Genomic DNA, 25,806 nt, shown 5'->3' on the forward strand with positions numbered 1-25,806 from the left:
CCATGACATCGTCGTCCCGTTCCATCTGCCTCGGTCAGCCGCGCAGTTTGCCGCAGGTCAGTGTTAGCAGTGAACAGCCCTGGTCGGAGAATGGTGATGGGCAAGTTTTTTCATCGAGCGATGGGGCATTCACATTGGCGGTGTGGGGTGAGATAAAACCTGTAGGCAGTTCTGTTGATGAATTATTTGAGTATGAGAGTCGAGGCCTTGTTCACCGTAACAAAAAAATGGTTGTCACTTACAAGAGGCGTCAAGATGACTGGTTTGTGGTTAGCGGAGTGGAGGGCTCATTCGGAATTTATCGGCGGGTTCATGTAAGAGATGGCTCTGTTGCACGTCTCGAAATGCGGTGGCCCATCGACCAAGTCGAGAGATGGAAGCCAACAATTGAAAAAGTTTCTGTTTCTCACTCTTATTGAGGTGTTTTAAAAGTGGATCATGAGCATTTCATTAATATCCATGGCGACATATTATTTAATTTTTGGATTGCAATCAAATGAGGCAAAATAAAAACATATTTTGCAATTTAATCCTTGCCGCCGGAGTAATTGTAATAATTTTTTGTTTTGCTCGTTTTATCCCCGCTGATTTTTTCTCAGAATGTAATTTTAACTGTGTGATTGATTTTTCAGAAAAGATCGGAACGGCCGCGACTGCTATTGGAGTTATCGCTGCATACCGCCAGTTGACTCTGGCTCGGAATATTTCGGTTGCACAGTTTGAGGGTCAATTATTTATTGAGTATAGACGAGTCATCGAAAAAATTCCTTCTTCATTTATGCTGGGTGGAGATATATCTGATAATGAGCTAATTGATTTGGCTGACAAGTTTTACATGTACATTGACTTGACTAATGAGCAAATTCATCTTCGCATGTCAGGGAAGATTACAAAAGATACCTGGATTGTATGGCGAGATGGAATTCATTCCAATCTGTCGCGTCCTGCATTTAAAAAGTCATGGGATCGAATAAAAATATCAACTTCAAATTTTCAAGAATTAAGAAGACTGGAGTGCGAGGGGTTCATGAGTGACCCAATTTCTTGGGGTAAATATTAGTTTAATGTTTATTTTCATTAATGATGGAAATAAAATTTTTACCTATAAAAGTCGATCATGCAGCGCTGGCCGGCGAGCATTGGCAAGGGCGCCGAGTTCGTGATGCCGACGGCGAAGTGAGATGGCGCGGGGCCGGCCTGGCCATATCACATCCGCCAAGACCGCAGCGCCGACGCTGCCGTCACGGAACGGCCTAGACTGGGAACCGATTCATTGACATGACAAGGATTTCCCGATGAGCACGACCGTGACCGCTCCGACCCCGTCCTCCGACGCGCTGATCGAGCGCATGAACTGGCGCTACGCCGCCAAGAAGATGGACCCGGCGCAGCCGGTGCCCGAGGACAAGGTGGCGCGCATCGTCGAGGCCGCGCGCCTGGCGCCGACCTCCAGCGGCCTGCAGCCCTTCGAGCTGATCGTGGTGACGAACCCCGAGGTGCGTGCGCGCATCCGCGAGATCGCCTGGAACCAGGCGCAGATCACCGACGGCTCGCACCTGCTGGTCTTCGCCGCCTGGGACACCTACACCGCCGAGCGCATCGACACGATGTTCGACCTGACCAACCAGGTGCGCGGCTTCACCAACGAGGGCTGGGAGAACTACCGCCAGATGCTGCTGTCGAGCTACCCGCAGCGTGACGCGGAGGTGAACTTCCAGCACGCCGCGCGCCAGGCCTACATCGCGATGTCGGCCGCGCTGCTGGCTGCCGCTTTCGAGGGCGTGGACGCCACGCCGATGGAGGGCTTCGATCCGGCGAAGCTCGACGAGATCCTGGGCCTGCGCGCGCGCGGCCTGCGCAGCGCGGTCATCGTGCCGCTGGGCCACCGCCAGGTCGACGGCGACTGGCTGGTGAAGCTGCCGAAGGTGCGCCGTCCGCTCGAGCAGTTCGTCTCCGAGCTGCGCTGAGCATGGGCGCACGCACCGGCGCCGGCCCGGGCCCTGACCTCGACACGCTGCAGTGGTCCGACGCGATCGATGCGGTCGACTGGGACGAACTCTCGGCGCTCTATCGCGCCGCTCCCCTGGGCGACAAGCCGCCGCAGGCGCTGCGCACGGTGTTCTCGAACAGCCTGCACCGCTGCCTGGTGCGCGATGCCGCCGGTCGGCTGGTCGGCGCCGGCCGGGTGCTGGGCGACGGAGTCGACTGTGCCTATGTCTGCGACATCGCCGTGCTGCCTTCGCATCAGGGCATCGGCCTCGGACGGGAGATCGTGGCGCGGCTGGTCGAGCGCTCGCGCGGACACCGCAAGATCCTGCTCTACGCGGTGCCGGGGCGCGAGGGCTTCTACCGCCAGTTCGGCTTCCGGCCGATGCGCACCGCGATGGCGATCTTCGCCGACGAGGCCGGCGCCATCGAGCGCGGCTATCTGGCCGAGGACTGAAGCCGGGCTCAGGCCGGCAGCGCGGTGCCGTCGAGGCGCCGCGGGCGCTCAGAAATCCCGCTTGGCCCGGGTCAGCAGCGAGACCACGTCGTTCGAGACCTGAGAGAAGGCCGAGCCCGGACCGATCAGCGGTTCCGGGTCGACGGCGCGGCCGGGCTGGGCGCGGCGGGCCACGTTGCCGGCTACCTGATGGAACTGCGCATGCCGCTCGATCAGCTCGGTGAACAGCGGACGCGATCCCCAGCGCTGCCCGCCCGCGCCATGCAGCCAGCGGCCCAGGGTGCAGGCGTCATCGCGGCAGGCCGTGTCGGCGTCGATGGACTCCTGGCCGGCCAGCGCCTTGCGCAGCTTCACCTTCCAGCTCCGATGCGCCTCGATCGCCTGGTCGAAATCGAAGCTGTCGCCCGGCCGGTCGTGGCTGGCGGGCCTTTCATCGAGCGCGACGCTGTCGGGCAGCCGGAAGCGCGCCACCTCCTGCGCCAGTGCGTCGGCCTGCGAGCGCATCGCCGACGAGGCGGCGGCGGTCTGCTCGACCAGGGCCGAGTTCTGCTGGGTCGCGCCGTCGAGCGCATGCACCGACTCGCCGATCTGCTCGATGCCCAGGCTCTGCTCGCGCGCACCGGTGGCGATGTCCTCCAGCAGCTCGTTGACCCGCCGCGAGGCGTCGACGATGTGGCGGATCGAGTCGCCGGCCTGGCGCACGACCGCGGTGCCGGTCTCGACCTGCGAGACGCTGGTGCCGATGATGCGCTTGATCTCCTGCGCCGCCTGCGCGCTGCGCTGCGCCAGCGTGCGCACCTCGCCGGCCACCACCGCGAAGCCGCGGCCCTGCTCGCCGGCACGGGCGGCTTCCACCGCCGCGTTCAGCGCCAGGATGTTGGTCTGGAAGGCGATGCCGTCGATGGTGCCGATGATGTCGCTGATGCGCGCCGACGAGCTGCGGATGCCCTCCATCGTCTCCACCACCGTGCCCATCACCCGGCCGCCCTCGTTGGCCGCGGCTGCATTGTCCCGGGCCAGCTTCGACACCTCCTCGGTGTGGGCCGAGGTGTTCTTCACCGTCACCGAGATCTGCTCCATCGCCGCGGCCGACTGCTGCAGGCTGTTGGCCGACTGCTCGCTGCGGCTCGACAGGTCATGCATGCCATCGGCGATCTCGGCGCTGGAGTGCACGATGTCCTGGCTGGCCGCGCGCACGCTGCTGACCATGTGACGCAGCGCATGCTGCATGTCGCGCAGGTCCAGCATCAGCGCGGCCGCCTCGTCCCGGCCCCAGGGCGAGGGCGCGGTGGTCAGGTCGCCTTCGGTCATCGCCTTCAGGTGCCGGCGCGTCTCGCGCAGACCGCCGTTCATGACCAGGAAGAAGCAGTGGAACAGGTAGAGCGCGGCGCTCAGGCTGATCAGCATCGCCAGGCCGACCGCGATTTCTGTGCGCAGCTTGTCGTCGGCGCGCTGGTCGAGCATGCGCTCGAGCTCGGCCAGCATCGTCGCCTGCGACTGCTGCATTCGCGTGATCGCCTCGCGGGAGGCGGCCAGTGCGGCGGCCGCCTGATCCGGCCGGGTCGCGGCGGCATGGCTGCGTTCCAGCGCGGCCAGCATCTCGTCGACGCGGGCATCCACCTTGAGCTGCGGCAGCAGCGGCATGACCTTGTCGAGGGTCGATCGCAGTTCCTCCAGATGGTGCCTGGCCAGCAGCGCCGCGTCCCGGGTGGCCAGCGCCTCGATGCCGTCATGGCGGGCGTGGAGGCCCAGCCGCTGGATCTGGTCGCTCAGCTCGGGCAGGCGCACCAGGGTTGCATCCATCAGGTAGTAGCTCGCGGCTTCCGGGTCCAGCGCGAGGTTCGAGGTGTCGAGCACCTGGCTGATCATCGCGTCGATCTTCTCGACCAGCGCATCGTGCGCGGCCATGTCGGCGCGTCCGCGCAGCGTGTCGAGCTGCTGGCGCAGCGCGTCCAGCGTGGGCGCGTCGACAAAGGGCCGGTCCGCCGGCTGTGCGCTCTTGAGCGTCTCGATCGATGTGCCCAGGCGTTCCAGCAGCGGGGCGCCCGGCTGGCCGCTGGCCGCCAGGGCACGCAGCTCCAGCGCCTGGGCCTGCGCGGCGAGCGCCGTCTTCAGGAAGCGTGTGCCGTCGGCCTCGCGCCGGGTGAAGTCGAGATCGGCCATCTCGTTGCTGAACCAGGACGCCGAGACCACGGCCAGCGGCACCACGAAGCAGGTGCTGACGATCAGCGCCTTGCTGCGAAAGCCCAGCTGGCGGAACAGGCGCACGCCGGGTGCCCAGGGGCCGTGGTGAGAGAAGAAACCGGACGAGGGGAAGGACGAGGCCGATACTGCCGAGCCTCCGCGGGGAGTGGCTGACATCTGGGAGAGCTCCTTGCGGGACGGGGGGCGCCGGCCTGACCGCATGTCTCCGGCGCGACTGCATCATCGGCAGAACTGCTGGATCCGGTCCGTCGATAAGCTGGGGCTTGAGCGGGTTCACCCTCAGCGTGCAACCGTCACCGCCCGCACCACGGTCATTCAGAAGCGCTATGAAGCGCTGGAGCGCACCGATCAGGGCCTGCAGATCGGCACCCGGCTGGCCGAGGCACGCCAGCGCTACCTGTCGGCCCGCGACGGCCTGCTGGCTGCGCGCGGCGATGACGAGCAGGTGCGTCTGCGCGCCGACGCCTTTCAGGCGCTGACCCGTGACTACATCGTCGCGGCCGACGCGATGGTGGCCTGGCAGCTCGAGCGCCAGAAGGCGCTCGGCGCCGAGGTGGAGCGCCGCATCGAGCAGGCTCACCTGATCTTCGTCGGCATCACCGTGTTCAACATCGTGGTGGCGGTGCTGCTGGGCTGGGCGCTGCACCGCAGCATCGTGCAGCCGCTGCGATCGCTGCGCGAGGTGGCCGGCCGCATCGCCGAGGGCGATCTGGCCTCGTCGGTGCCGGTGAGCGGGCGCTCGGAGGTGGCGGATCTCGCCACCGCGGTCCGTGCGATGCAGGACGAGCTGCGCGCGCTGGTCGGACAGGTGCGCCAGGCCAGCGACACGATCCGGCTGTCCAGCCAGGAGGTCGCCGCCGGCAACACCGATCTGAGCCACCGCACCGAGCAGGCCGCCAGCAGCCTGCAGGCCACCGCCTCGTCGATGGAGCAGATCGCCGGCACGGTGCGCCAGAGCGCCGAGGTCGCCACCCAGGCCGACGAGCTGGCCGGCAGCGCCCGCACGGTGGCCGAGCGCGGCGGCGCGCTGATGCAGGAGGTCGAGCACACCATGGGCGAGATCCGCCAGGCCTCGGCCAAGATCGCCGACATCATCGGCGTGATCGACGGCATCGCCTTCCAGACCAACATCCTGGCGCTGAATGCCGCGGTGGAGGCCGCGCGGGCGGGAGAGCAGGGCCGCGGCTTCGCGGTGGTGGCCGGCGAGGTGCGCAATCTGGCGCAGCGTTCGGCCGCGGCCGCACGCGAGGTCAAGTCGCTGATCGGCGCCTCGGTCGACAAGGTCGGCCAGGGCAGCGCCTCGGTGGGCAGTGCCGGTCAGACGATGCGCGAGATCGTCGCCAGCGTCGAGAGCGTCTCGACGCTGATCGGCAGCATCAAGGTCGCCTCCGGCGAGCAGAGCAGCGGCATCGACCAGATCAACCTGGCGGTGTCGCAGCTCGACCAGATGACGCAGCAGAACGCCGCGCTGGTCGAGCAGAGCGCGGCGGCCGCCGAGAGCCTGCAGGACGAGGCGGCGCGGCTGCACGCGCGGGTCGAGCGCTTCCGGGTCTGATCGGCGCCGGCTGCGGCTGCGGCTGCGGCTTCAGCGCAGCGCCTCGCGCAGCCACTCGACGAAGGCGGCGCATTCCCAGCGCTTGAGCGTGCCGGGCTTCCAGCAGATGAAGTGGCTGTGCGGCGAGCGCACCGCCTGCCGCGACAGCCGCACCACCCGGCCGCTCTCCAGCCAGGCCGCGCCCAGCTTGAGCCGCTGCAGCGACACGCCGAAGCCGCTGGCCGCGGCGTCGAACACCAGGCCGACATCGTTGAACTGTGCGCCCGCATCCGGCTCCGGCAGATCGATGCCGCAGTGGCGGAACCAGGTGCCCCAGGGCTCGAGCGGGCTGCGGATCAGCCGCGCCGCCCGCACCTGATCCAGCGTGTCGAAGCCGTCGAAGGGGCCGGCCTCGCGCAGGTAGTCCGGACTGCAGACCGGGGTCACCTCGTCATCGAGAATGCGCAGCTCCTCGACATCGGCATAGCCGCCGGCACCGAAGCGGATCTCCAGGTCGGCCTCCTCGGCCTTGACGTCGAGCAGCGGGATCGACACCTGCATCGACAGCTCGATGTCCGGGCAGAGCGTGCGGAACAGCGCCAGCCGCGGCAGCAGCATCTGGCGCGAGAAGGTCGGTGGCACCGCCAGCCGCAGCCGGGTCATGCGCTTGTCGTGCGCGGCGTGGCCGGGCAGCTGGCGCAGCGCCTGCAGGCCGATGCGCACCTGCGCGAGATAGTGCGCGCCTTCGGTGGTCAGGCCGAAGTCCTGGCGGCTGAACAGCTTCAGCCCGACCAGCGCCTCGAGCTGGCGCAGCCGGTGGCTGACCGCGCTGGGCGTGACGCTGAGCTCGTCGGCCGCCAGCGTGGCGCTGCGCAGGCGCGCCACCGCCTCGAAGGTCAGCAGGCACTGGATCGGCGGAATGCGGGCGGGCGAGGACGACATGGCGCCGATTGTGGCGTGGGGCGTGGCGGTGCGACATGGGCGCGTTCCTGCCATGTCGGCCACCGATGGCCTGGTCTGCCGGGACAATCGCGGCCATCCCGCTGAACTCTCGCCGCACTCATGCCGATGCTGCCCTTCCATGCCCTGCTCGACGACGCCGGCCTGAACCGCCAGCATGTCTTCAATCTGGCCGACCTGCCGGCCGACCTGCTCGCGCCCCTGGACCTGAGGCCCGGCGAGACGCAACTGCTGCTGTTCGGCCATGCCGGGCGGCGCCTGTGGGACTGCGTGCAGGCGCAGCAGGCCGACGGCCGGCTCGGCGCCGAGCATCCCATCGACGAGCACAGCCAGCGCACCGTCGAGCGCTGGCTGCGCGAGGCGCTGCCGGGCACCCGCGCGCGCTTCGTCTATCCGGTCGGGCTGCCGCCCGGGCAGCATGTGGGGCTGCAGCGCCTGGGCAGCCTGGCCGGCTGGCACCATGCGTCGCCGTTCATGGTCGGCATCGACGCGCGGTGGGGCTCGTGGTTCGCCTATCGCGCGGCCGTCGTCACCGATTCAGGCCTGCCGCCGTCGCCCGCCGTCGACCTCGGCCACCCCTGTCCGAGCTGCACGCACCGGCGCTGCATCGAGGCCTGCCCCGGCCGGGCGCTCGACAGCGGCCGCATGGAGATCGAGGCCTGCCAGCGCCAGCGGCTGACCGAGGGCTCGCCGTGCGCATCGGGCTGCGTGGCGCGCCTGGCCTGCCCGGTCGGCGCCGAGCACCGCTACGACATCAGCCAGCTCCGCCACAGCGGGCGCGGCTCGCTGGAGGCGATCCGGCGGCATCGGGAGGGACGGGCGCGGGGGTGAATCGCCCTGTGCCATGCGGGCGGTGGCTCACTACACTTGGGCCTCATGAACGCCCCCCGCCCCGTCCCGCCCCGGCGCAAGCTGCCGATCGGCATCCAGAACCTGCGCCAGATGCGCGAGGGCGGCCACTATTACGTGGACAAGACGGGCATGGCGATCGACCTGATCGAGTCCGGCAAGTCCTTCTTCCTCAGCCGGCCGCGCCGCTTTGGCAAGAGCCTGCTGGTGGACACGTTCAAGGAGCTGTTCGAGGGCAACCGGGCGCTGTTCGAGGGCCTGGCGGCCGAGACGCGCTGGGACTGGAGCCAGCGCCACCCGGTCGTGCGCATCAGCTTCGGCGGCGGCGGGCTGACCAGCGCAGAGCGGCTGGAGCAGCGCATCTTCGAGATCCTGGACGACAACGAGCGCCGCCTGGGCGTCGTCTGCCGGCACCGCAGCGTCGGCGGCCGCTTCGCCGAGCTGATCGAGCGCGCCCACGCGCAGCACGGCGCGCCGGTGGTGGTGCTGATCGACGAGTACGACAAGCCGATCCTCGACAGCATCGAGGACCGCGCGCTGGCCACCGTGATGCGCGAGGGCCTGAAGGCGCTGTACGGCATGCTCAAGGACGCCGACGCGCACCTCAAGTTCGTCTTCATGACCGGTGTGACCAAGTTCAGCAAGGTCAGCCTGTTCTCCGGGCTGAACCAGCTGGTCGATCTCACGCTCGATCCGCAGTTCAGCGCGCTGTGCGGCTACACCGACCAGGATGTCGACACGGTGTTCGCGCCCGAGCTGCCGGGGCTGGACCGTGACGAGATCCGGCGCTGGTACAACGGCTACAACTGGCGCGGCGAGAGTGTCTACAACCCGTTCGACCTGCTGCTGCTGTTTCGCAACCGGCAGTTCCGGCCTTACTGGTTCGAGACCGGCACGCGGACCTTCCTGGTCAAGCTGCTGACCGAGCGGCAGGTGCACACGCCGATCCTCGGCCAGACGGTGGCGACCGAATCGCTGCTCTCCACCTTCGACGTGGACACCCTCCCGACCGAGGCGCTGATGTTCCAGGCCGGCTACCTGACCATCGCCAGCGTCTGGAGCATTCCGGGCCGCATGGAGCTGACGCTCAAGTACCCGAACCAGGAAGTGCAGGCCAGCCTGAACGACAGCCTGCTCAAGAGCTTCGTCGGCGACGCCGCCGTGCCCGGGGCGCAGATCAGCCAGCTCTGGCGCGTGCTGCACGCCGGTGACGTGGCGGGCCTGCGCACGCTCTTTCACGCCTTCTTCGCCAGCATCCCCAACGACTGGTACCGCAACTCGCCCATTGCCCGGTTCGAGGGCTACTGGGCCAGCGTGTTCTACAGCCACTTTGCCGCACTCGGCTTCGACATCCGTGTCGAGGACGTCACCAGCCAGGGGCGCATCGACATGGCGGTGCTGTGCGCCGGCGCGGTGTGGCTGTTCGAGTTCAAGGTGGTCGAGCTGGTGCCGCAGGGCCGCGCGCTGCAGCAGCTCCAGGACAGGCGCTACGCCGACAAGTACCGCGACCGGGGCGAGCCGATCCACCTGATCGGCGTGGAGTTCAGCCGGACGGATCGCAACATCGTGGGGTTCGAGGTGCAGACCTTGCTTCCTGCGGCGCCTCAATGAACTCAAGCCTCATGAACGCCACCCGCGCCGTCCTGCCGCGCCGCAAGCTGCCGATCGGCCTCCAGACCCTGAGCGAGATCCGCTCGGGCGGCTGCTACTACGTGGACAAGACGGCGCAGATCATCGATCTGGTGGACTCCGGCAAGTGCTTCTTCCTCAGCCGGCCGCGCCGCTTCGGCAAGAGCCTGCTGGTGGACACGATGAAGGCGCTGTTCGAGGGCGAGCAGGCGCTGTTCACCGGGCTGGCGGCCGAGACGCGCTGGGACTGGTCGCGGCGGCATCCGGTGATCCGCATCAGCTTCGGCGGCGGCGTGGTCAGCAGCGAGGCGGGGCTGGTGCAGCGCATCCAGCACGGCCTGCGCGGCAATTTCAGGGCGCTCGGACTGGCGCGGGCCGATGACATTCCCTTCGACGACGTGGCCGGCCATCTGGCCGACCTGATCGAGCGCGCCCATGCCGCCAGCGGACAGCAGGCGGTGGTCCTGGTCGACGAGTACGACAAGCCGATCCTCGACAACATCACCGACCCGGCCACGGCGCGCCTGATGCGCGAGGGCCTGCGCAATCTCTATTCGGTGCTGAAGGAGATGGACGCACACCTGAAGTTCGTGTTCCTGACCGGGGTGAGCCAGTTCAGCAAGGTCAGCCTGTTCTCGGGCCTGAACAACCTGCGCGACATCACGCTCGATCCGCACTACAGCGCACTGTGCGGCTACACCGAGCACGACGTGGACACCGTCTTCGCGCCCGAGCTGCCCGGGCTGGACCGCGAGCAGATCCGGCGCTGGTACAACGGCTACAACTGGGGCGGCACCAGCGTCTACAACCCGTTCGACGTGCTGCTGCTGTTCCAGAACCGCCAGTTCCAGCCGTACTGGTTCGAGACCGGCACGCCGACCTTCCTGGTGCGGCTGCTGACCGAACGGGGCTTCCACACGCCGGACCTGAGCCGGCTGCACGGCAGCCTGACGCTGCTGTCGAGCTTCGATGTCGATCGCATCGAGCCCGAGGCGCTGCTGTTCCAGGCCGGCTACCTGACGCTGCACGGCGTGACCGAGCCGCTGCCGGGCCAGCAGGTCTACACGCTCGGCTACCCGAACCGCGAGGTCGAGGCCAGCCTGAACGCCGCGCTGCTCTACGGCCACGGCGTGCCGGAGCGGCCCTCGTTCGACACGCGCATCCGGCTGGTCGAGGTGCTGCGCCAGGGCGACACCGCGGCGCTGCGCGAGCTCTTCCATGCCTTCTTCGCCAGCATCCCCAACGACTGGTATCGCAACAATCCCATCGCCCGGTTCGAGGGCTACTGGGCCAGCATCTTCTACAGCCACTTCGCGGCGCTGGGGCTGGACATCGTCGTCGAGGATGCGACGAACCGGGGGCGCATCGACATGACGGTGCTGTTCGCCGGCGCGGTCTGGCTGTTCGAGTTCAAGGTCGTCGAGCTGGTGCCCGAGGGCCGGGCGCTGGCGCAGATCCGGTCGCGCGGCTATGCCGACAAGTACCGCGCTCGAGGCGAGCCGATCCACCTGATCGGCGTGGAGTTCAGCCGGACGGATCGCAACATCGTCGGCTTCGAGGTCGAGACGCTGGCGTAGGTCGGGCACGCGCCCGCACCGCCCGCAAGAGCCCTTGCGCCCCGCAGGGGCAGGCGGCCTTGGCTACGCTCGGGGCCTGTCCGTCATGCGCTCACGCGAAGGAATCCCGCCGATGAACACCCCCGCCTCCACCGAAACCGCCATCCTCGCCGGCGGCTGCTTCTGGGGCATGCAGGAGCTGATCCGCCATCTGCCCGGCGTCGTCTCGACCCGCGTGGGCTACAGCGGCGGCGACGTGCCCCACGCCACCTACCGCCACCACGGCACGCATGCCGAGGCGATCGAGATCGTCTTCGACCCGTCGCGGCTGAGCTACCGCGCGCTGCTGGAGTTCTTCTTCCAGATCCACGATCCGACGACGCCGGACCGCCAGGGCAATGACCGCGGCCCGTCCTACCGCTCGGGCATCTACTGGCTGAGCGAGGCGCAGCGCCAGACCGCCGAGCGCACGATCGCCGAGGTGAACGCCTCCGGCCGCTGGCCCGGCCCGGTGGTGACCGAGCTGAAGGCCGCCGGCCCCTTCTGGCAGGCCGAGCCGGAGCATCAGGACTATCTGCAGCACTATCCGGACGGCTACACCTGCCACTGGGTGCGGCCGAACTGGCGCCTGCCGCAGCCGGGCCAGCCCGAGCCGGCGCCGCTGATCGACTGGCGCGAGGTGCTGCGCCGCGCCCGCGAGGGCAATGTCGCACCGCCGCGCCGCGTCGAGCGCGAGCCGGCCTTCTGGCAGGCGCGGCTGACGCCCGAGCAGTATTTCGTCACCCGCCGCAAGGGCACCGAGCGGCCGTTCAGCTCGTCGATGTGCGGCCTGTTCACGCCCGGGCGCTACCACTGCGCCTGCTGCGGCACGCCGCTGTTCGACGCCGGCGAGAAGTTCGACAGCGGCACCGGCTGGCCGTCCTTCACCCAGCCGGTCGACGGCCGCGTGGTGGCTTCCCATGTCGACGAGTCGCACGGCATGGTGCGGGTCGAGGTCACCTGCGCGGTCTGCGACGCGCATCTCGGCCATGTCTTCCCGGACGGCCCGCCGCCCTCGGGGCTGCGCTACTGCATCAACGCGCTGTCGCTGGAGAAGGACGGGCAGGGCGTGGCCGGTGCCTGAGGCCGGCGCCGGGGTCGAGGCCGAGGTCTCGGCCGCCTGCCGGGCGCTGGCGCAGCGCCTCGGGCTGGGCGAGGTGCGGCCGCGGGTGATCGGGCGCTTCTCGAACCTCGTGCTGGCGCTGGAGCCGACGCCCTGGGTCGCGCGGGTGGCCACCGGCACCGCCGGGCCGCGCGCCGAGCCGGCCTGGGCCCGGCGCGAGATCGCGCTGGCCCAGGCGCTGCAGGCTGGCGGGGCGTCGGTCGGTGCACCCGCGCCGGGCACGCTGGCCGGACCGCACAGGGAAGCCGGCTGGCGCATCACGCTGTGGCGCGGGCTGGACCTGCGGCCGCAGCCGCCCGAGGCCCGTCAGGCCGGGCGCGCGCTGGCGGCCTGCCATGCGGTGCTGGCGACCCTGCCGGCCGCGCTGGCACCAGGGCTGGCGGTGCCCGAGCCCTGGGCGCCGCTCGACGAGGCCCGGCGCCTGCTGGCCACCGCGCCGTCCGGTCCGGCCACGACCGTCCTGCCGGGCGATGTGCGTGCCGATCTGCTGGCGCGGCTGGACACGCTGGCGTGCGCGCTGCGAGCCCACCCGGCGCCGCTGCAGTGGCTGCACGGCGATGCGCAGGTCAACAATGTGCGCGCGCTGCAGGCCGATCCGGCCGCCAGCGTCTGGCTCGACTGGGAGGATGCCTGTCGCGGGCCGCTCGAGTGGGATCTGGCCGGGCTGGTCGGCGCCGGCCGCATCTTCGGCGGCCCGGAGCAGGCCTGGGCCGAAGCGGCGCTGGCGGGCTGGCGCGAGCAGGGCCCGCCGATCGACGCGGCGCTGCTGGACGCCTGCATCGAGGCGCGTGCGCTGTTCGTTGTCGCCTGGACCGCGTGGCTGGGGCCGGACCTGCCCGGCAGGCGCGAGCGGCTGGCGGTCCGGCTGGCCTGGCTGCGGCGGCGCGGCCAGCCCGGTGCCGCCGCCGCAGCGTTCATTCCTGCGGCATCGCCTCGCCGTCCTTGAGGCGCAGCCAGCCGCGCGCGATGCGGTAGATCGCCCAGACGCCGAGCAGGAACATGCCCAGCGGCAGCGTCGCGAAGCCGATCAGCAGCGGTATCAGCAGCGCCGACCCCACCACCACCACCAGCGTCCAGGCCAGCGCGATCCAGAAGGTGCGGATCACCCAGTCGACATGCGAGGCCATCCAGGTGCCGCGCACCTTGTCGCGGTGGATGTAGCTCAGCACCACCGCGATGATCGACGGCCAGCCGAACAGGAAGGAGCCGACCACGCTGGCCGCGCCGAAGGCACCCAGCCCCAGCCCGAAGGCATGCAGTGCGTAGATGATGTGCAGCGTGCGGCGCTGGCCGTCCGGGTTGTCGTCGACGATGATGACGCTCATGGCGAGGCTCCTGAAGCGAATGGGCTGTGACTTCCTGCCCATTCTGCGCCGATCAGGCCGGGCGTGGCAGCAGCGGTTCGATGTGGGCTTCCAGCGACTGCGGCGTGTCGGTCGGCGCGAAGCGGCGCACGACCCGGTGCTCGGCGTCGAGCAGGAACTTGGTGAAGTTCCACTTGATCGCCTCGGTGCCGAGCAGGCCGGGCGCGGCCTGCTTCAGATGGCGGTAGAGCGGATGCGCTCCCGGCCCGTTGACCTCGATCTTGGCGAACATCGGGAAGCTCACGTCGTGCGAGAGCCGGCAGAACGAGGCGATCTCGGCCGCGTCGCCCGGCTCCTGCTGGCCGAACTGGTTGCACGGGAAGCCCAGCACCGCGAAGCCGCGCGCCTGCCAGCGCCGGTGCAGCGCCTCCAGCCCGTCGTACTGCGGTGTGAAGCCGCAACGGCTGGCGACGTTGACGATCAGCAGCGCCTGGCCGGCGAAGTCGGCCAGCGTGGCGGCTCGGCCGTCGAGCCGCTGCAGCGGCACGGCGTCGAGTTCGGCGGGATCGAGGGAGGTGCGGGAGGCGGACATGGTCGGACAGGGCAGGTGGACGGGGCAGGGATCATCGCCCGGTCCGCACCTCCCTGTCGGCAGCGGGGCGGCTGGCCGCGGGGCTGCGGGGCGACGGTCAGCCGGCCGACGGCGCCAGGCTGTCCGGCAGCGGCGGGGGCGTGTCGACCGCGCTGTCGGGCTCGGCCTGCGGCGCGCCGGCCTGCAGCGACAGCGGCACGACGCCGGCCCAGGTCGGCCAGGCGAGGTCCTCGTCGTCGTCCTTCGGGCCGCCGGTGCGCACCTTGGCCGAGGCCTCGGCCAGCGACAGCCGCAGCACCGTGGTGGCGCCCATCTCCTTGTCGGTCATCGGCCGCAGCGTGGCCCAGCGGCCCGGCGCCACGCGGTCGGTGAAGGCCTGCAGCGCGGCGGCCTTGTGCGCGGCGTCGTCGACGATCTCGAAGCGGCCGTAGACCACCACCGAGCGGAAGTTCATCGAGTGGTGGAAGGCCGAGCGCGCCAGCACCAGGCCGTCGAGGATGGCCAGGCTGACGCAGCACTCCGCCTCGGTCAGCGCCTTGAGCATGCGCGAAGCCTTGGCGCCGTGAATGTAGAGATGCGCGCCCTCGCGCCAGACGGCGGTCGGGATGCTGTGCACGCCGCCGTCGAGCGGGAAGGCGACATGCGCGATCCACGCGGCATCGACGATCGCCGCGAGGCTCTCGGCGTCGTAGCGGGCGCGGTCGGGCAGGCGGCGCACGCGGGTGCGCTCGGACGGGGCGGCGTTCGGGGTGGCCATGGGGGCGGCTCCAGGGGGAAGGGTTCTTCGGAAGATCGTTTCGCGGTGGCACGATAGGTGCCCGGTGGCTCCATGACGAGATCCACCGCGATGTGTCTGCATGGAGCCACCGATGTCCGTCGATCCGTCCGAGCTGTCCCCGCTGTGCGATCTGCGCTGGCCGCCGGGCCTGCCGCGCCAGCGGGCGCTGCATGAGCACCTTCGCGGCCTGATCCTGCGCGGCGTGCTGCGGGCCGGCGCGCGGCTGCCGGCCAGCCGGGTGCTGGCGCCGACGCTGGGCGTGGCGCGCAACACCGTGCTGCATGCCTACGCGCAGCTGCAGGCCGAGGGCTATCTGCAGGCCGACCGCCACGGCACCCGGGTCGCGGCGCTGCCGGTGGCGGGCGAGGCGCGAGCGGCCGCGCCGGCCGGACCGGGCCTGTCGCGCCGGGCCGCGCAGGCGCTGGCCGAGGCCGGGCAGGGCGCGGCCGACCTGTCGCTGCTGCCGCTGGCGCTGGGCGTGCCGGATCTGGCGTCCTTCCCGCTGCGCGCCTGGCGCGCCAGCCTGGACCGTGCCTGGCGCCAGGCCGGCGCCCGCCAGCTCGGCTACGCGCCGCCGGGCGGCGAGCCAGCGCTGCGTGCAGCGCTGGCCGGCTGGCTGTCGGGGCGGCGCGGCATGGCGCTGGCGCCGGAGCAGGTGGTGGTCACCTCCGGCACGCAGGGCGCGCTGGACCTGTGCGCGCGGCTGCTGGCCGACGAGGGCGACACCGCCTGGGTCGAGGATCCCGGCTACGGCGGCGCGCGCACCGCCTTCGCGCTGGCCGGTCTGCGGGTGCATCCGGTGCCGGTCGACGCCGAGGGGCTGGCGCCGTCCGAGCTGGACTGGACGCTGCACCCGCCGCGGCTGATCTTTGTCACGCCCGCGCACCAGTTCCCGACCGGCGCGGTGATGCCGCTGGCACGCCGGCTGGCGCTGGTCGAGCGGGCGCGCGCCGCCGGCGCCTGGATCATCGAGGACGACTACGAGAGCGAGTTCTGGCGCGCCGGCACCGCGCTGCCGGCGCTGGCCGCGCTGCAGCCGCACGCGCCGGTGGTGCACGCGCTGACCTTCTCGAAGACGCTGCTGCCGACGCTGCGCCTGGGCTGCCTGGGCGTGCCGGCGGCGCTGGCGGCCGACTTCGCCCGCGCCGCCGGCCGGCTGATCCGGCCGGGGCAGGGCATCGAGCAGCGCGCGCTGGCCGATTTTCTCGAGCGTGGCCGCCACACCGTGCACCTGCGCCGCATGCGCACGCTCTACGCCGGGCGCCGCGACCGGCTGTGCGCGGCGCTGCAGCGCCATCTGCTGGCGCAGGCGCCGCCGGCCGCGCGGCTGACGATCCGCGGCGGCGACGCCGGCCTGCACCTGCTGCTGGCCTGGACCGGCGCGCCGGACGAGGCCGGCGTGGCGGCGCGTGCGCAGGCGCTGGGCGTGGCCGCGCAGCCGCTGGGGCGCTTCCGGCTGGCACCGGCCGCCGCCGGGGCGATGCCCGAGCAGGGCCTGGTGCTGGGCTACGGCGCCACGCCGGACGCGCTGATCGACGGCGCGGTCGAGCGGCTGGCGCTGGCCTTCCTCGGCGCTATAGTGCCGACAACATGGCGTTGAAAAGCTTGGCGATGATCAGAACGCAGGGGAGCCTGCTGTTTTTCCAGGTGATCCTGGCCATCCTGTTGAGCCTGTCCGGCATGACTGCGGTCCACGCCGGCGAGGCGACCGTGGCGGTGGCCGCCAACTTCACCGCGCCGATGGCGCGCCTCGCGCCGGAGTTCGAGCAGGCCACCGGCCACCGGCTGGTGCTCACGCACGGTGCGGCGGGCAAGTTCTACGCGCAGATCCGCAACGGCGCGCCCTTCGACGTGCTGCTTTCCTCGGACGACGAGACGCCGGCCCGGCTCGAGAAGGAGGGGCTGGCGTCGCCGCAGACCCGCTTCACCTATGCGATCGGCCGCCTGGTGCTGTGGAGCACGCAGCCCGGGCGGGTCGATGCGCAGGGCGCGGTGCTGCGGCGCGGCGACTTCGCGCGCCTGGCCATCGCCAATCCGAAGGTGGCGCCCTACGGCGCGGCGGCGGTCGAGGTGATGGAGCGCCTGGGCGTGCGGGCGGTGCTGGCGCCGAAGATCGTCCAGGGCGACAGCATCACGCAGGCCTGGCAGTTCGTGGCCACCGGCAATGCCGAGCTGGGCTTCGTCGCGCTGTCGCAGGTCTGGAAGGACGGCCGGTTCGTGGCCGCAGGCTCCCAGTGGCTGGTGCCGGCCACGCTGCACGCGCCGCTGCGCCAGGATGCGGTGCTGCTGCGCCGCGGCCAGGGCAATGCGGCGGCCGAGGCCCTGCTCGCCTATCTGAGGTCGGACGCCGCGCGCCGCATCATCCGCGCCTACGGCTATGAGTTCTGAGGCCGGGAATGGACATGCTCGGGGCGGATGATCTGCAGGCGCTGGGGCTGACGCTGCGCCTGGCCGCGATCGTGACCGGCCTGCTGCTGCTGCTCGGCACGCCGCTGGCCTGGTGGCTGGCGCGCACCCGCTCGGCCTGGAAGGGGCCGGTCGCCGCGCTGGTGGCGCTGCCGCTGGTGCTGCCGCCGACGGTGCTGGGCTTCTACCTGCTGCTGGCGATGGGGCCGGCCGGGCCGGTGGGGCAGTTCGTGCGCGATCTGGGCCTCGGGCCGCTGCCCTTCACCTTCGAGGGACTGGTGATCGCGTCGGTGTTCTACTCGCTGCCCTTCATGGTGCAGCCGCTGCAGAGCGCCTTCGAGGCGATCGGCGAGCGACCGCTGGAGGTGGCCGCGACGCTGCGGGCCTCGCCGCTGGATGCCTTCTTCACCGTGGTCGTGCCGCTGGCTGCGCCGGGCTTTCTGACCGCCTCGGTCCTGACCTTCGCGCACACGGTGGGCGAGTTCGGCGTGGTGCTGATGATCGGCGGCAACCTGCCGGGCGAGACCCGGGTGGTCTCGGTGCAGATCTACGACCATGTCGAGGCGATGGAATACGCGCAGGCGCACCGCCTGTCGGCGGCGATGGTGGCGTTCTCCTTCCTGGTGCTGCTGGCGATGCAGATCTGGCGCCCGGGCGCGAAGAGGCGGGCCTGACATGGCGCCGCCGATGATCGAGGCCCGCTTCCGGGTCGACTGGCCGGGCTTCTCGCTCGATGTGGACCTGCAGCTGCCCGGGCGCGGCGTGACGGTGCTGTTCGGCCACTCGGGTTCGGGCAAGACCACGCTGCTGCGCTGCGTGGCGGGGCTGGAGCGCGCGCCGCAGGGCCGGCTGGCGGTCGACGGCGAGGTCTGGCAGGACGGCCGGCACTGGCTGCCGGTGCACCGGCGCCCGATCGGCTATGTCTTCCAGGAGGCCAGCCTGTTCGATCACCTGAGCGTGCTGGGCAATCTGCGCTACGGCCTGAAGCGGCTCGGCGTACCGGCCGATCCGGCGCGGCTGGAGCAGGCGGTCGCGCTGCTGGGCATCGGGCCGCTGCTCGAGCGCCGCCCGGAGCGGCTGTCGGGCGGCGAGCGCCAGCGCGTCGGCATCGCCCGGGCGCTGGCACTGGGGCCGCGCCTGCTGCTGATGGACGAGCCGCTGTCGGCGCTGGACCACGCGCGCCGCCAGGAGATCCTGCCCTACCTGGAGCGGCTGCGCGAGGAACTCGACATCCCGGTGCTCTATGTCACCCATGCGCCGGACGAGGTGGCGCGGCTGGCCGACCATCTGGTCGCGCTCGAGGCCGGGCGGGTGCGGGCGCACGGGCCGCTGCAGGAGCTGCTGGTGCGGCTCGACCTGCCGCTGCGCCTGGGCGAGCAGGCCGGTGCGGTGCTCGACGCGACGATCGGCGAGGTCGACGCGCACTGGCATCTGGCGCGTGCCGACTTCGACGGCGGCAGCCTCTGGGCCCGCGATCCCGGTCTGCAGCCCGGCCGGCGGGTGCGGGTGCGGGTGCTGGCCCGCGACGTCAGCCTGGCCGCGCAGCCGGGCGCCAGCAGCATCCAGAACCAGCTGCCCGGCGTGGTCGAGGCCGTGGGCGACGATGAGCATCCGGCGCTGGCGCTGGTGCAGGTCCGGGTGGGCGCGGCGCTGCTGCTGGCGCGGCTGACCCGGCGCTCGGCCGAGCAGCTCGGCGTGGCGCCGGGGCAGAGGCTGTGGGTGCAGGTCAAGTCGGTGGCGCTGCTGGAGACGCGCTGAGGCGTGGCTGGCGGGGCCGCCGCGCCCCTCAGCCGAAGGTCAGCAGCACCACCTGATCGCCGTCGAACACCGCCCAGGCGGCGTCGCCGGGCTGCAGTGCGGCGGCGGCCTGGGCTGGCACGGCGGCGTGAAGCGCCTCGCCGCCGCCCAGGTCCAGCGTGACCGCGGTGCGGGTCGTGCCGGGGCGCAGCTGCACGACGCGGCCGGCGAGCTGGTTGCGCCCCGGCGGCGGGCGCCGCGCCGGCCGCACGACCAGCCGCACCGCCGGCGCCTTGACCAGCGCCCAGACCTCGCGGCCCGGCGCCAGGCCGAGCAGCTCGGCCGATTCCGGCGTGATCGTCGCCAGCAGCGTCGGGCCGCTGGCTGCCGCCTCCGCGTCGCCGAGCTGCAGCCGCACGTCGACCAGGCCGCCGCGCTCGCTCAGCGCCGTCACCCGGGTCGCGAACTGGTTGCGCGCGCTGCTGCGCATGCCCAGGCGGCGGATCAGCCCGCGCAGCGTCGGCGCGTCGACATCGTCCGGCACCGGGCCGATGCGGTCGAGAATGTCCTGCTGCGAGCTTTCCATCGCGCGGTGCAGCCGGACGAGCTGGCGCGCGTAGCCGGTCAGCCGCGTGCCGCCGCCGCCGCGTCCGCCGGTGAGGCGCTCGACCAGCGGCTCGGGCGCGAGCCGGTTCATCGTGTCCAGTGCCTCCCAGGCGGCCTTGTACGACAGCGGCACCTCGCGCGCGGCGCGGTTGAGCGAGCCGCAGCGGTCGATCGCCTCCAGCAGCCGGATGCGCGATTCGCTCAGCACCGCGCCCAGCGGCGTCTGCAGCGTCAGCCGGCCGGTCAGCGACGACGGGCCGGCGGGATCGGAGGGGTTCATGGGGCCGCAGTGTAGGAGGCGACATTCGCATCTGCATGCGAACAGGCGGCGTTTTCGGGTGCATGTCGGTCGGCAGCGGCGCGACCGATCGGTCAATCTGGCGGGTCCGTCCTCCCTTGTTCTCCGCTTTCTCCAGAGAGGGTCCGCCCATGACCTCCCGACGCCATCTCGTGCTGGGCAGCGCGCTGCTGCCCTGGATCGCCGCGCTGCCGGCGCGCGCGCAGGCCGCCCCGACGCGGCTGCTGCTGGGCTTCCCGCCCGGCGGCACCGTCGACCAGATCAGCCGCCATCTCTCGGCCCGGCTGGGCGAGGGCGTGCGCGTCGAGGCGCGGGTCGGCGGTGGTGGCCGCCATGCGGTCGAGGAGCTGATGAAGGCGCCGGCCGACGGCTCGACGCTGCTGCTGACGCCGATGTCGATGGTGACGCTGTACCCGCATCTGTACCCGCAGCTCGGCTACGGCGCGGCCGATCCGGTGCCGGTGGCGGCGCTGGCCAGCCTGGGCTTCGCGCTCGGGGTCGGCCCGGCGGTGCCGGCGTCGGTGCGCACGCTGGCCGATCTGGTCGGCTGGGTGCGCGCGGGCGGCAGCTCGCTGCCCGGCTACGGCACGCCGGGGCCGGGCACGCCGCCGCATTTCATCGGCGCGCTGTTCGAGCGCGGCGCGCAGTGCACGCTGCCGCATGTCGCCTACCGCGGCGCCGCGCCGGCGATGCGCGACCTGCTCGGCGGCCAGCTGGCGGTCTACATCGGGCCGGAGGGCGATTTCCTGCCGCATCTGGCCGCCGGCGGGGGCGCGGTGCGGGTGCTGGCGGTGGCCGGCGAGCGGCGCTCGCGCTTCCTGCCCGACGTGCCGACCTTCGCCGAGCAGGGGCACGGCGCGACCGGGCTGGACCGGCGCGAGCTCTATGCGCTGTTCCTGCCGCGCCAGGCCCGGCCGGAGCTGGCGCAGCAGATCGCCGCCCGCGCCCGCGCGGTGCTGGCCGAGCCCGCCACCGCCGCGCTGCTGGCGCGCCTGGGCCTGCAGGAGGCCGCTGGCGGGCCGGCCGAGCTGGGCGAGGTGGTGCGGGTCGACCACGCCACCTGGGGGCCGATCGTCAGCCGCGTCGGCTTCACGCCGGAGAGCTGAGCGCCGGGGCGGGGTGCGCGCAGCCGCAGCCGCACGGTCGTCAGCTCGCGGTCCATCGTGGGGCCTCCCGGGCTGGTGCGGAAGCTGCTTCAGTGCCGTTCATCATGATCACCACCGCACCGCTGCTGAAACTGATCGAGGACACAGGCGAGGGCGTGCTCGTGCTGGTCGACAGCCTCGACGAGACCGAGTTCGCCCGCTCCCGGCTGACCCGCTCCGAAGTCGACCGGCTGCTGCGCCTGATGGGCGGCACGCTCGCCGGCCTGCCGGACGCCCTGCGCTCCGGCATGCCCGAGATCGACTGGGACGGCTGGAGCGCCGCGCTGCGCCAGCTCGACGACGACGCGCCGGCCGTCCGCACCGACGCGGCCTGGTTCGCCGCGCGGGCGCTGGTGCCGGCGACGCTGTCGTGGCTGCGCATCCATCGCCGCTCGCATCCGGACTGGTTCCGCTTCAGCCTGGGCTGAGCGGGCCGACGGCAAGCATCACTTCGACGTGCGGTGTCGCGCGCTGGGCATCGAGCATCGGCTTTGTCCTCCCAGGCACCCTCAGACCAACGGCCTGGTCGAGCGCTTCAACGGCCGTATTGCCGAGATCACCGCCCAGACCCGATTCCACAGCGCTGCCGAGCTTGAGCAGACCCTGATGAACTACGTCAAGGTCTACAACACCCGTATCCCTCAGCGCGCTCTGGACCATCACACGCCCCTTGATGCCCTCAAGTCCTGGCGGGCCAAGTCACCCGACTTGTTCAAGAAGCGGCCAAAGAATCTCCCGGGTCTTGACCCCTATCCCGGTCTGGTCAACCGGGCGGCGCAGACGATGTTCACCGTCGATGGCGTCGACAAGAGCGGCCGAAGTGGCGGCGGCCGCGCCGGGCCATGACGTGCGCTGGCGCTGCGAGGTGGCCTATCTGCCGGCGCGCTCGACCTGGGTGCGCCAGGTGGCGATCGAGCACGATGCCCTCGGCGTGCGGGCGGTGCGCATCGACGGCGTGGCGGTGCATGCCTTCCAGGTGCACGAGGCGCTGATCCTCACCGCGCTGGACAACGAGCGTATCGTGCTCGACACCGCCACGCTGTCGTGGCAGAGCGACTTCCGCGGGCAGGCGTCCGGGGCAGGGCGCTGCGAGCGCGTCGACTGAAGCGCAGCCTCCACGGGACCGGACCTCTATCGGTGGCGTCTGCGGTGCAGTCCGAGCGCACTCCAGCGCCACGCATGTAGCCAAGTTACATAAAAACCGGGATAAGGGTTGCGACGGACAGGGTTCACACCGAGTCCGAGCTGAATCAACGCAAACGAACGCAAACGATGACGCAAAACCGCAATCGGTTGCGCTCGGGTGAATTCGACCCTGAAATAGGGCATTCGAGGGCCTTGTGATCAGGGTTTTCACCAGTGCGTCGCACATGTAAGGAAATTACATTGCTGCCGTGGCGTGACACGCCTCGCCTTCACCACCACGCGAATCAGACGGAGACAGTCCATGTCCTATTCCTTCAAGCAGATCGCGGCCGGCATCGCCCTGGCCTTCGGCTCGGTCGCCGGCGCGCATGCCGCGACGATCACCATTTCCTGCGGCTCGGTCGGCCAGGACTTCGAGTTCTGCAAGAAGACCACCGAGGACTGGGCGAAGAAGACCGGCAACACCGTCAAGCTGTTCACCCCGCCGCAGTCGACCACCGACATTCTGGCGCTGTTCCGCCAGATGTTCGCGGCCAAGAGCTCGGACCTGGACGTGATCAACGTCGACGTGGTGTGGCCGGGCATGATCAAGGACCACCTGCTCGACCTGAAGCCCTACAGCAAGGGCGTCGAGAAGGAGCACTTCCCGTCGATCGTGGCCAACAACACCGCCGACGGCCGTCTGATCGCGATGCCGTGGTTCACCGACGCCGGCCTGCTGTACTACCGCAAGGACCTGCTCGAGAAGCACGGCGAGAAGGCCCCGACCACCTGGGAAGAGCTGGCCGCCACCGCCAAGAAGATCCAGGACGCCGAGCGCAAGGCCGGCAACGCCGACATGCAGGGCTTCGTCTTCCAGGCCAAGGCCTACGAGGGCCTGACCTGCGATGCGGTGGAATGGCTGTGGAGCTACGGCGGCGGCAACATCGTCGACGACAAGGGCAACATCACCGTCAACAACCCGAAGGCGGCCAAGGCGCTGAACACCGCCGCGTCGTGGATCGGCACCATCGCGCCGACCGGCGTGCTGAACTACGGCGAGGAAGACGCCCGCGGCGTGTTCCAGAGCGGCAACGCGGTCTTCATGCGCAACTGGTCCTACGCCTGGTCGCTGGGCAACGGCAAGGACAGCAAGATCGCCGGCAAGATCGGTGTCTCCGCGCTGCCCAAGGGCGGCGCCGATGGCAAGAACGCCGCCACGCTGGGCGGCTGGCAGCTGGCGGTCAGCAAGTATTCCAAGCATCCGAAGGAAGCCGCCGACCTGGTCATGTACATGACCAGCAAGGAGATCCAGAAGGAGCGCGCGATCAAGGGTTCCTACAACCCGACCATCCCGTCGCTGTACCAGGACAAGGACGTGCTGGCCGCCGCGCCCTTCTTCGGCGACCTGTACAACGTCTTCACCAGCGCGGTGCCGCGTCCGGCCACCGCCACCGGCCTGAAGTACAACGAGGTCAGCGCCGCCTTCTGGAACGCCACCCACGACGTGCTCTCCGGCAAGGAGAAGGCCGAGACCAGCCTGGGCAAGCTCGAGGGCAAGCTCAAGCAGATCAAGCGCCGCGAGTGGTGATGGTGATGCGCGCTGACGCGCTTCCCGCCCGATTCTTCCCGCGCCTCTGCATGACCCGACGCCGCAGGCCTGCGTGCCTGCAGTCGGGTCCGGCCGCGCCTTTGCCTCCTTCTTGCCATTCCGGTCGGATCATGTCCTCCAAGACCCGCACTGCCTGGCTGTTCCTCGCGCCGATGCTGGTGACGCTGCTGATCGTGGCAGCGTGGCCGCTGGGGCGCACCATCTGGTTCAGCTTCACCGACGCCAACCTCAACGACATGGGCGCTGCGCGCTTTGTCGGGCTGGAGAACTATTTCGGCGAATACGGCCTCTTCGCCAACCCGAACCACACCGAGGGCTTCTGGCTCAGCGACTGGGGCATCTCGATCCTGAACACGCTGCAGTTCTCGCTGGTGTCGGTGCTGCTGGAGACGATGTTCGGCCTGGGGGTAGCGCTGCTGCTCAACCAGGAGTTCAAGGGCCGTGCGCTGGTGCGCGCCGCGGTGCTGGTGCCCTGGGCGATCCCGACCATCGTGTCGGCCAAGATGTGGGGCTGGATGCTGCATGACCAGTTCGGCGTCATCAACGCGATCCTGCAGGGCTGGGGCCTGATCGACGCCAAGGTGGCCTGGACGGCCGATCCGCAATATGCGCTGTGGACCGTGGTGGTGGTCGATGTCTGGAAGACCACGCCCTTCATGGCGCTGCTGATCCTGGCGGCGCTGCAGACGCTGCCCAAGGACTGCTACGAGGCCGCGCATGTCGACGGCGTGCATCCGCTGCGGGTGTTCTGGTCGGTGACGCTGCCGCTGATCCGCCCGGCGCTGATGGTGGCGGTGATCTTCCGCCTGCTCGACGCGCTGCGGGTGTTCGACCTGATCTATGTGCTGACCTCGAACAACAACAGCACCATGAGCATGTCCGGCTTCGTGCGCCGCGAGATGGTCGACAACGGCTACATGGGCTACGGCTCGGCGGCGTCGACGGCGCTGTTCCTCATCATCGGTCTGGCCACGGTCGTCTACATGCGACTGGGCCGGATGAAGCTCTCGGAGGATGCGTGATGCAACGCTCTCCCGCCGCCACCGCGGCCCTCTACACGCTGGCGCTGCTGGTCACGCTGGTCTCGGTCTTCCCCTTCGTCTACGCGATCACCACCTCGCTGAAGACCGGCTCGGAGCTGTTCTCCACCTCGCTGTGGCCGGAGAACGGCAGCCTGGCCAACTACATCAGTCTCTTCACGGTGGCCGAGCAGCCCTTCGGGCGCCATGTCGTCAACTCGGTGGTGGTGTCGACGCTGGTGGTGGTGCTGTCGCTGTTCGTGGGCGTGACCGCGGCCTATGCGCTCGGGCGCATCAGCTTCAAGGGTCGCGGCCTGCTGCTGACCACCATCCTGGGCGTGTCGATGTTCCCGCAGGTCGCGGTGCTGGCGGGCATGTTCGAGATGATCCGCGCGCTGGGCCTGTACAACCGCTCGCTCGGCCTGGTGCTGCCCTACCTGATCTTCACGCTGCCCTTCACCGTCTGGGTGCTGACCACCTTCATGCGCCAGCTGCCCAAGGAGCTGGAGGAGGCCGCGATCATGGACGGCTGCAGCCCGTGGCGGATCATCAAGGATGTCTTCCTGCCGCTGCTGTGGCCGGCGCTGGTGTCCACCGGGCTGCTGGCCTTCATCGCGGCCTGGAACGAGTTCCTGTTCGCGCTGACCTTCGTCATCGACAACAACGAGCGCACCGTGCCGGTGTCGATCTCGCTGATCTCCGGCGCCAGCAAGTACGAGATCCCGTGGGGAAAGATCATGGCCGCCTCGGTGCTGGTCACGCTGCCCCTGATCGGTCTGGTGCTGGTGTTCCAGAAGAAGATCGTCTCCGGCCTGACGGCGGGCGCGGTCAAGGGTTGATGAACAG

26 protein-coding genes and 2 pseudogenes are annotated in these 25,806 nt (G+C 70.0%); 22 read left to right on the forward strand and 6 right to left on the reverse strand.

What is annotated here, in order from left to right; all coding sequences use genetic code 11:
- The 4 genes from NFT33_RS12785 to NFT33_RS12800 all read left to right on the forward strand — a co-directional run.
- Positions 1–419 (forward strand): hypothetical protein (locus tag NFT33_RS12785; RefSeq protein ID WP_251675880.1); only part of this gene is annotated, 419 nt, incomplete at its 5' end.
- Positions 420–496: 77 nt separating this feature from the next.
- Entirely contained in the window at positions 497–1,060 is a 564-nt protein-coding gene (locus tag NFT33_RS12790; RefSeq protein ID WP_251675881.1) for a hypothetical protein, read from the forward strand.
- Positions 1,061–1,295: 235 nt separating this feature from the next.
- Positions 1,296–1,967 carry an NAD(P)H-dependent oxidoreductase gene (locus tag NFT33_RS12795; RefSeq protein WP_251675883.1) on the forward strand — a complete coding sequence of 224 codons (672 nt, stop codon included), beginning with the start codon at positions 1,296–1,298 and terminating at the stop codon, positions 1,965–1,967.
- A gap of 2 nt (positions 1,968–1,969) precedes the next feature.
- Positions 1,970–2,443 (forward strand): GNAT family N-acetyltransferase, encoded by a 474-nt coding sequence (locus tag NFT33_RS12800; RefSeq protein WP_251675885.1) that lies wholly within the window; start codon positions 1,970–1,972, stop codon positions 2,441–2,443.
- 48 nt (positions 2,444–2,491) lie between these two features.
- Here the strand turns inward: NFT33_RS12800 and NFT33_RS12805 are convergent, their stop codons facing one another.
- Complete coding sequence (locus NFT33_RS12805) at positions 2,492–4,804, reverse strand: methyl-accepting chemotaxis protein (protein WP_251675887.1); 2,313 nt, start codon at positions 4,802–4,804, stop codon at positions 2,492–2,494.
- Positions 4,805–4,847: 43 nt separating this feature from the next.
- Here NFT33_RS12805 and NFT33_RS12810 point away from each other — a divergent pair, with 43 nt between their 5' ends.
- Entirely contained in the window at positions 4,848–6,203 is a 1,356-nt protein-coding gene (locus NFT33_RS12810) for a methyl-accepting chemotaxis protein (protein ID WP_309296148.1), read from the forward strand.
- A 30-nt stretch (positions 6,204–6,233) separates the two neighbouring features.
- On the opposite strand, the gene NFT33_RS12815 is transcribed toward NFT33_RS12810, so the two are convergent.
- On the reverse strand, positions 6,234–7,124 hold the full coding sequence (locus tag NFT33_RS12815) for a LysR substrate-binding domain-containing protein (protein ID WP_149504243.1): 891 nt from the start codon (positions 7,122–7,124) through the stop codon (positions 6,234–6,236).
- Between the two features lie 120 nt (positions 7,125–7,244).
- Between NFT33_RS12815 and NFT33_RS12820 the strand changes: the two genes are divergently transcribed.
- The 6 genes and pseudogenes from NFT33_RS12820 to NFT33_RS12845 all read left to right on the forward strand — a co-directional run bounded on the left by NFT33_RS12820 (position 7,245) and on the right by NFT33_RS12845 (position 13,284).
- Entirely contained in the window at positions 7,245–7,973 is a 729-nt protein-coding gene (locus NFT33_RS12820) for a hypothetical protein (protein ID WP_251675889.1), read from the forward strand.
- A 45-nt stretch (positions 7,974–8,018) separates the two neighbouring features.
- Positions 8,019–9,602 carry an ATP-binding protein gene (locus tag NFT33_RS12825; RefSeq protein ID WP_251675891.1) on the forward strand — a complete coding sequence of 528 codons (1,584 nt, stop codon included), beginning with the start codon at positions 8,019–8,021 and terminating at the stop codon, positions 9,600–9,602.
- An 11-nt stretch (positions 9,603–9,613) separates the two neighbouring features.
- Positions 9,614–11,197: an ATP-binding protein gene (locus tag NFT33_RS12830; RefSeq protein WP_251675893.1), complete on the forward strand. Its 1,584-nt coding sequence runs from the start codon at positions 9,614–9,616 to the stop codon at positions 11,195–11,197.
- Positions 11,198–11,309: 112 nt separating this feature from the next.
- A pseudogene (gene msrA / locus NFT33_RS12835) lies at positions 11,310–11,819 on the forward strand (peptide-methionine (S)-S-oxide reductase MsrA); the annotation flags it as partial.
- Positions 11,820–11,855: 36 nt separating this feature from the next.
- Positions 11,856–12,299 carry a peptide-methionine (R)-S-oxide reductase MsrB gene (gene msrB, locus NFT33_RS12840; RefSeq protein ID WP_309296149.1) on the forward strand — a complete coding sequence of 148 codons (444 nt, stop codon included), beginning with the start codon at positions 11,856–11,858 and terminating at the stop codon, positions 12,297–12,299.
- Positions 12,292–13,284, forward strand: coding sequence for a phosphotransferase enzyme family protein (locus NFT33_RS12845; RefSeq protein ID WP_251675895.1), 993 nt, complete (start codon positions 12,292–12,294; stop codon positions 13,282–13,284). The genes msrB and NFT33_RS12845 overlap by 8 nt, the downstream gene beginning before the upstream one ends.
- Here the strand turns inward: NFT33_RS12845 and NFT33_RS12850 are convergent.
- From NFT33_RS12850 to NFT33_RS12860, 3 genes are all read right to left on the reverse strand, one after another.
- Entirely contained in the window at positions 13,253–13,663 is a 411-nt protein-coding gene (locus NFT33_RS12850) for a DUF4870 family protein (RefSeq protein WP_149504239.1), read from the reverse strand. The two genes, NFT33_RS12845 and NFT33_RS12850, sit on opposite strands and share 32 nt — an antisense overlap.
- A gap of 52 nt (positions 13,664–13,715) precedes the next feature.
- Positions 13,716–14,234: a glutathione peroxidase gene (locus tag NFT33_RS12855; protein ID WP_149504238.1), complete on the reverse strand. Its 519-nt coding sequence runs from the start codon at positions 14,232–14,234 to the stop codon at positions 13,716–13,718.
- Between the two features lie 97 nt (positions 14,235–14,331).
- Positions 14,332–14,991 carry a pyridoxamine 5'-phosphate oxidase family protein gene (locus tag NFT33_RS12860; RefSeq protein ID WP_251675897.1) on the reverse strand — a complete coding sequence of 220 codons (660 nt, stop codon included), beginning with the start codon at positions 14,989–14,991 and terminating at the stop codon, positions 14,332–14,334.
- A gap of 112 nt (positions 14,992–15,103) precedes the next feature.
- Between NFT33_RS12860 and pdxR the strand changes: the two genes are divergently transcribed.
- The 4 genes from pdxR to modC all read left to right on the forward strand — a co-directional run bounded on the left by pdxR (position 15,104) and on the right by modC (position 19,176).
- Positions 15,104–16,612, forward strand: a complete 1,509-nt coding sequence (gene pdxR / locus NFT33_RS12865; RefSeq protein ID WP_251675899.1) for a MocR-like pyridoxine biosynthesis transcription factor PdxR — start codon at positions 15,104–15,106, stop codon at positions 16,610–16,612.
- 80 nt (positions 16,613–16,692) lie between these two features.
- The gene (gene modA / locus NFT33_RS12870; protein ID WP_251675901.1) at positions 16,693–17,400 is read left to right on the forward strand and encodes a molybdate ABC transporter substrate-binding protein; all 708 of its coding nucleotides are present in this window, start codon (positions 16,693–16,695) and stop codon (positions 17,398–17,400) included.
- A gap of 8 nt (positions 17,401–17,408) precedes the next feature.
- Positions 17,409–18,092, forward strand: coding sequence for a molybdate ABC transporter permease subunit (gene modB, locus NFT33_RS12875; RefSeq protein WP_251675903.1), 684 nt, complete (start codon positions 17,409–17,411; stop codon positions 18,090–18,092).
- A gap of 1 nt (position 18,093) precedes the next feature.
- A complete protein-coding gene (gene modC / locus NFT33_RS12880) occupies positions 18,094–19,176 on the forward strand; it encodes a molybdenum ABC transporter ATP-binding protein (protein WP_251675905.1) in 1,083 nt (360 codons plus the stop codon).
- A 28-nt stretch (positions 19,177–19,204) separates the two neighbouring features.
- Here modC and NFT33_RS12885 read toward each other — a convergent pair whose 3' ends face one another.
- A complete protein-coding gene (locus NFT33_RS12885) occupies positions 19,205–20,041 on the reverse strand; it encodes a TOBE domain-containing protein (protein ID WP_251675907.1) in 837 nt (278 codons plus the stop codon).
- A 149-nt stretch (positions 20,042–20,190) separates the two neighbouring features.
- On the opposite strand from NFT33_RS12885, the gene NFT33_RS12890 reads away from it, so the two are divergent.
- From NFT33_RS12890 to NFT33_RS12920, 7 genes and pseudogenes are all read left to right on the forward strand, one after another.
- Entirely contained in the window at positions 20,191–21,165 is a 975-nt protein-coding gene (locus NFT33_RS12890; protein ID WP_251675909.1) for a tripartite tricarboxylate transporter substrate-binding protein, read from the forward strand.
- A 104-nt stretch (positions 21,166–21,269) separates the two neighbouring features.
- Positions 21,270–21,632, forward strand: a complete 363-nt coding sequence (locus tag NFT33_RS12895; RefSeq protein ID WP_246607064.1) for a hypothetical protein — start codon at positions 21,270–21,272, stop codon at positions 21,630–21,632.
- Positions 21,633–21,642: 10 nt separating this feature from the next.
- Positions 21,643–21,951: pseudogene (locus NFT33_RS12900) on the forward strand (integrase core domain-containing protein); the annotation flags it as partial.
- A gap of 49 nt (positions 21,952–22,000) precedes the next feature.
- A complete protein-coding gene (locus tag NFT33_RS12905; RefSeq protein ID WP_251675911.1) occupies positions 22,001–22,309 on the forward strand; it encodes a hypothetical protein in 309 nt (102 codons plus the stop codon).
- Positions 22,310–22,651: 342 nt separating this feature from the next.
- Complete coding sequence (locus tag NFT33_RS12910; protein ID WP_251675913.1) at positions 22,652–23,920, forward strand: ABC transporter substrate-binding protein; 1,269 nt, start codon at positions 22,652–22,654, stop codon at positions 23,918–23,920.
- A 131-nt stretch (positions 23,921–24,051) separates the two neighbouring features.
- On the forward strand, positions 24,052–24,963 hold the full coding sequence (locus NFT33_RS12915) for a carbohydrate ABC transporter permease (RefSeq protein WP_051631525.1): 912 nt from the start codon (positions 24,052–24,054) through the stop codon (positions 24,961–24,963).
- Positions 24,963–25,799, forward strand: a complete 837-nt coding sequence (locus NFT33_RS12920; protein ID WP_149504228.1) for a carbohydrate ABC transporter permease — start codon at positions 24,963–24,965, stop codon at positions 25,797–25,799. Before NFT33_RS12915 ends, NFT33_RS12920 begins: the two co-directional genes overlap by 1 nt.
- Positions 25,800–25,806: the final 7 nt, after the last annotated feature.

It is taken from the genome of Sphaerotilus sp. FB-3, assembly GCF_023706025.1.
Classification (GTDB): Bacteria; Pseudomonadota; Gammaproteobacteria; order Burkholderiales; family Burkholderiaceae_C; genus Sphaerotilus; species Sphaerotilus sulfidivorans.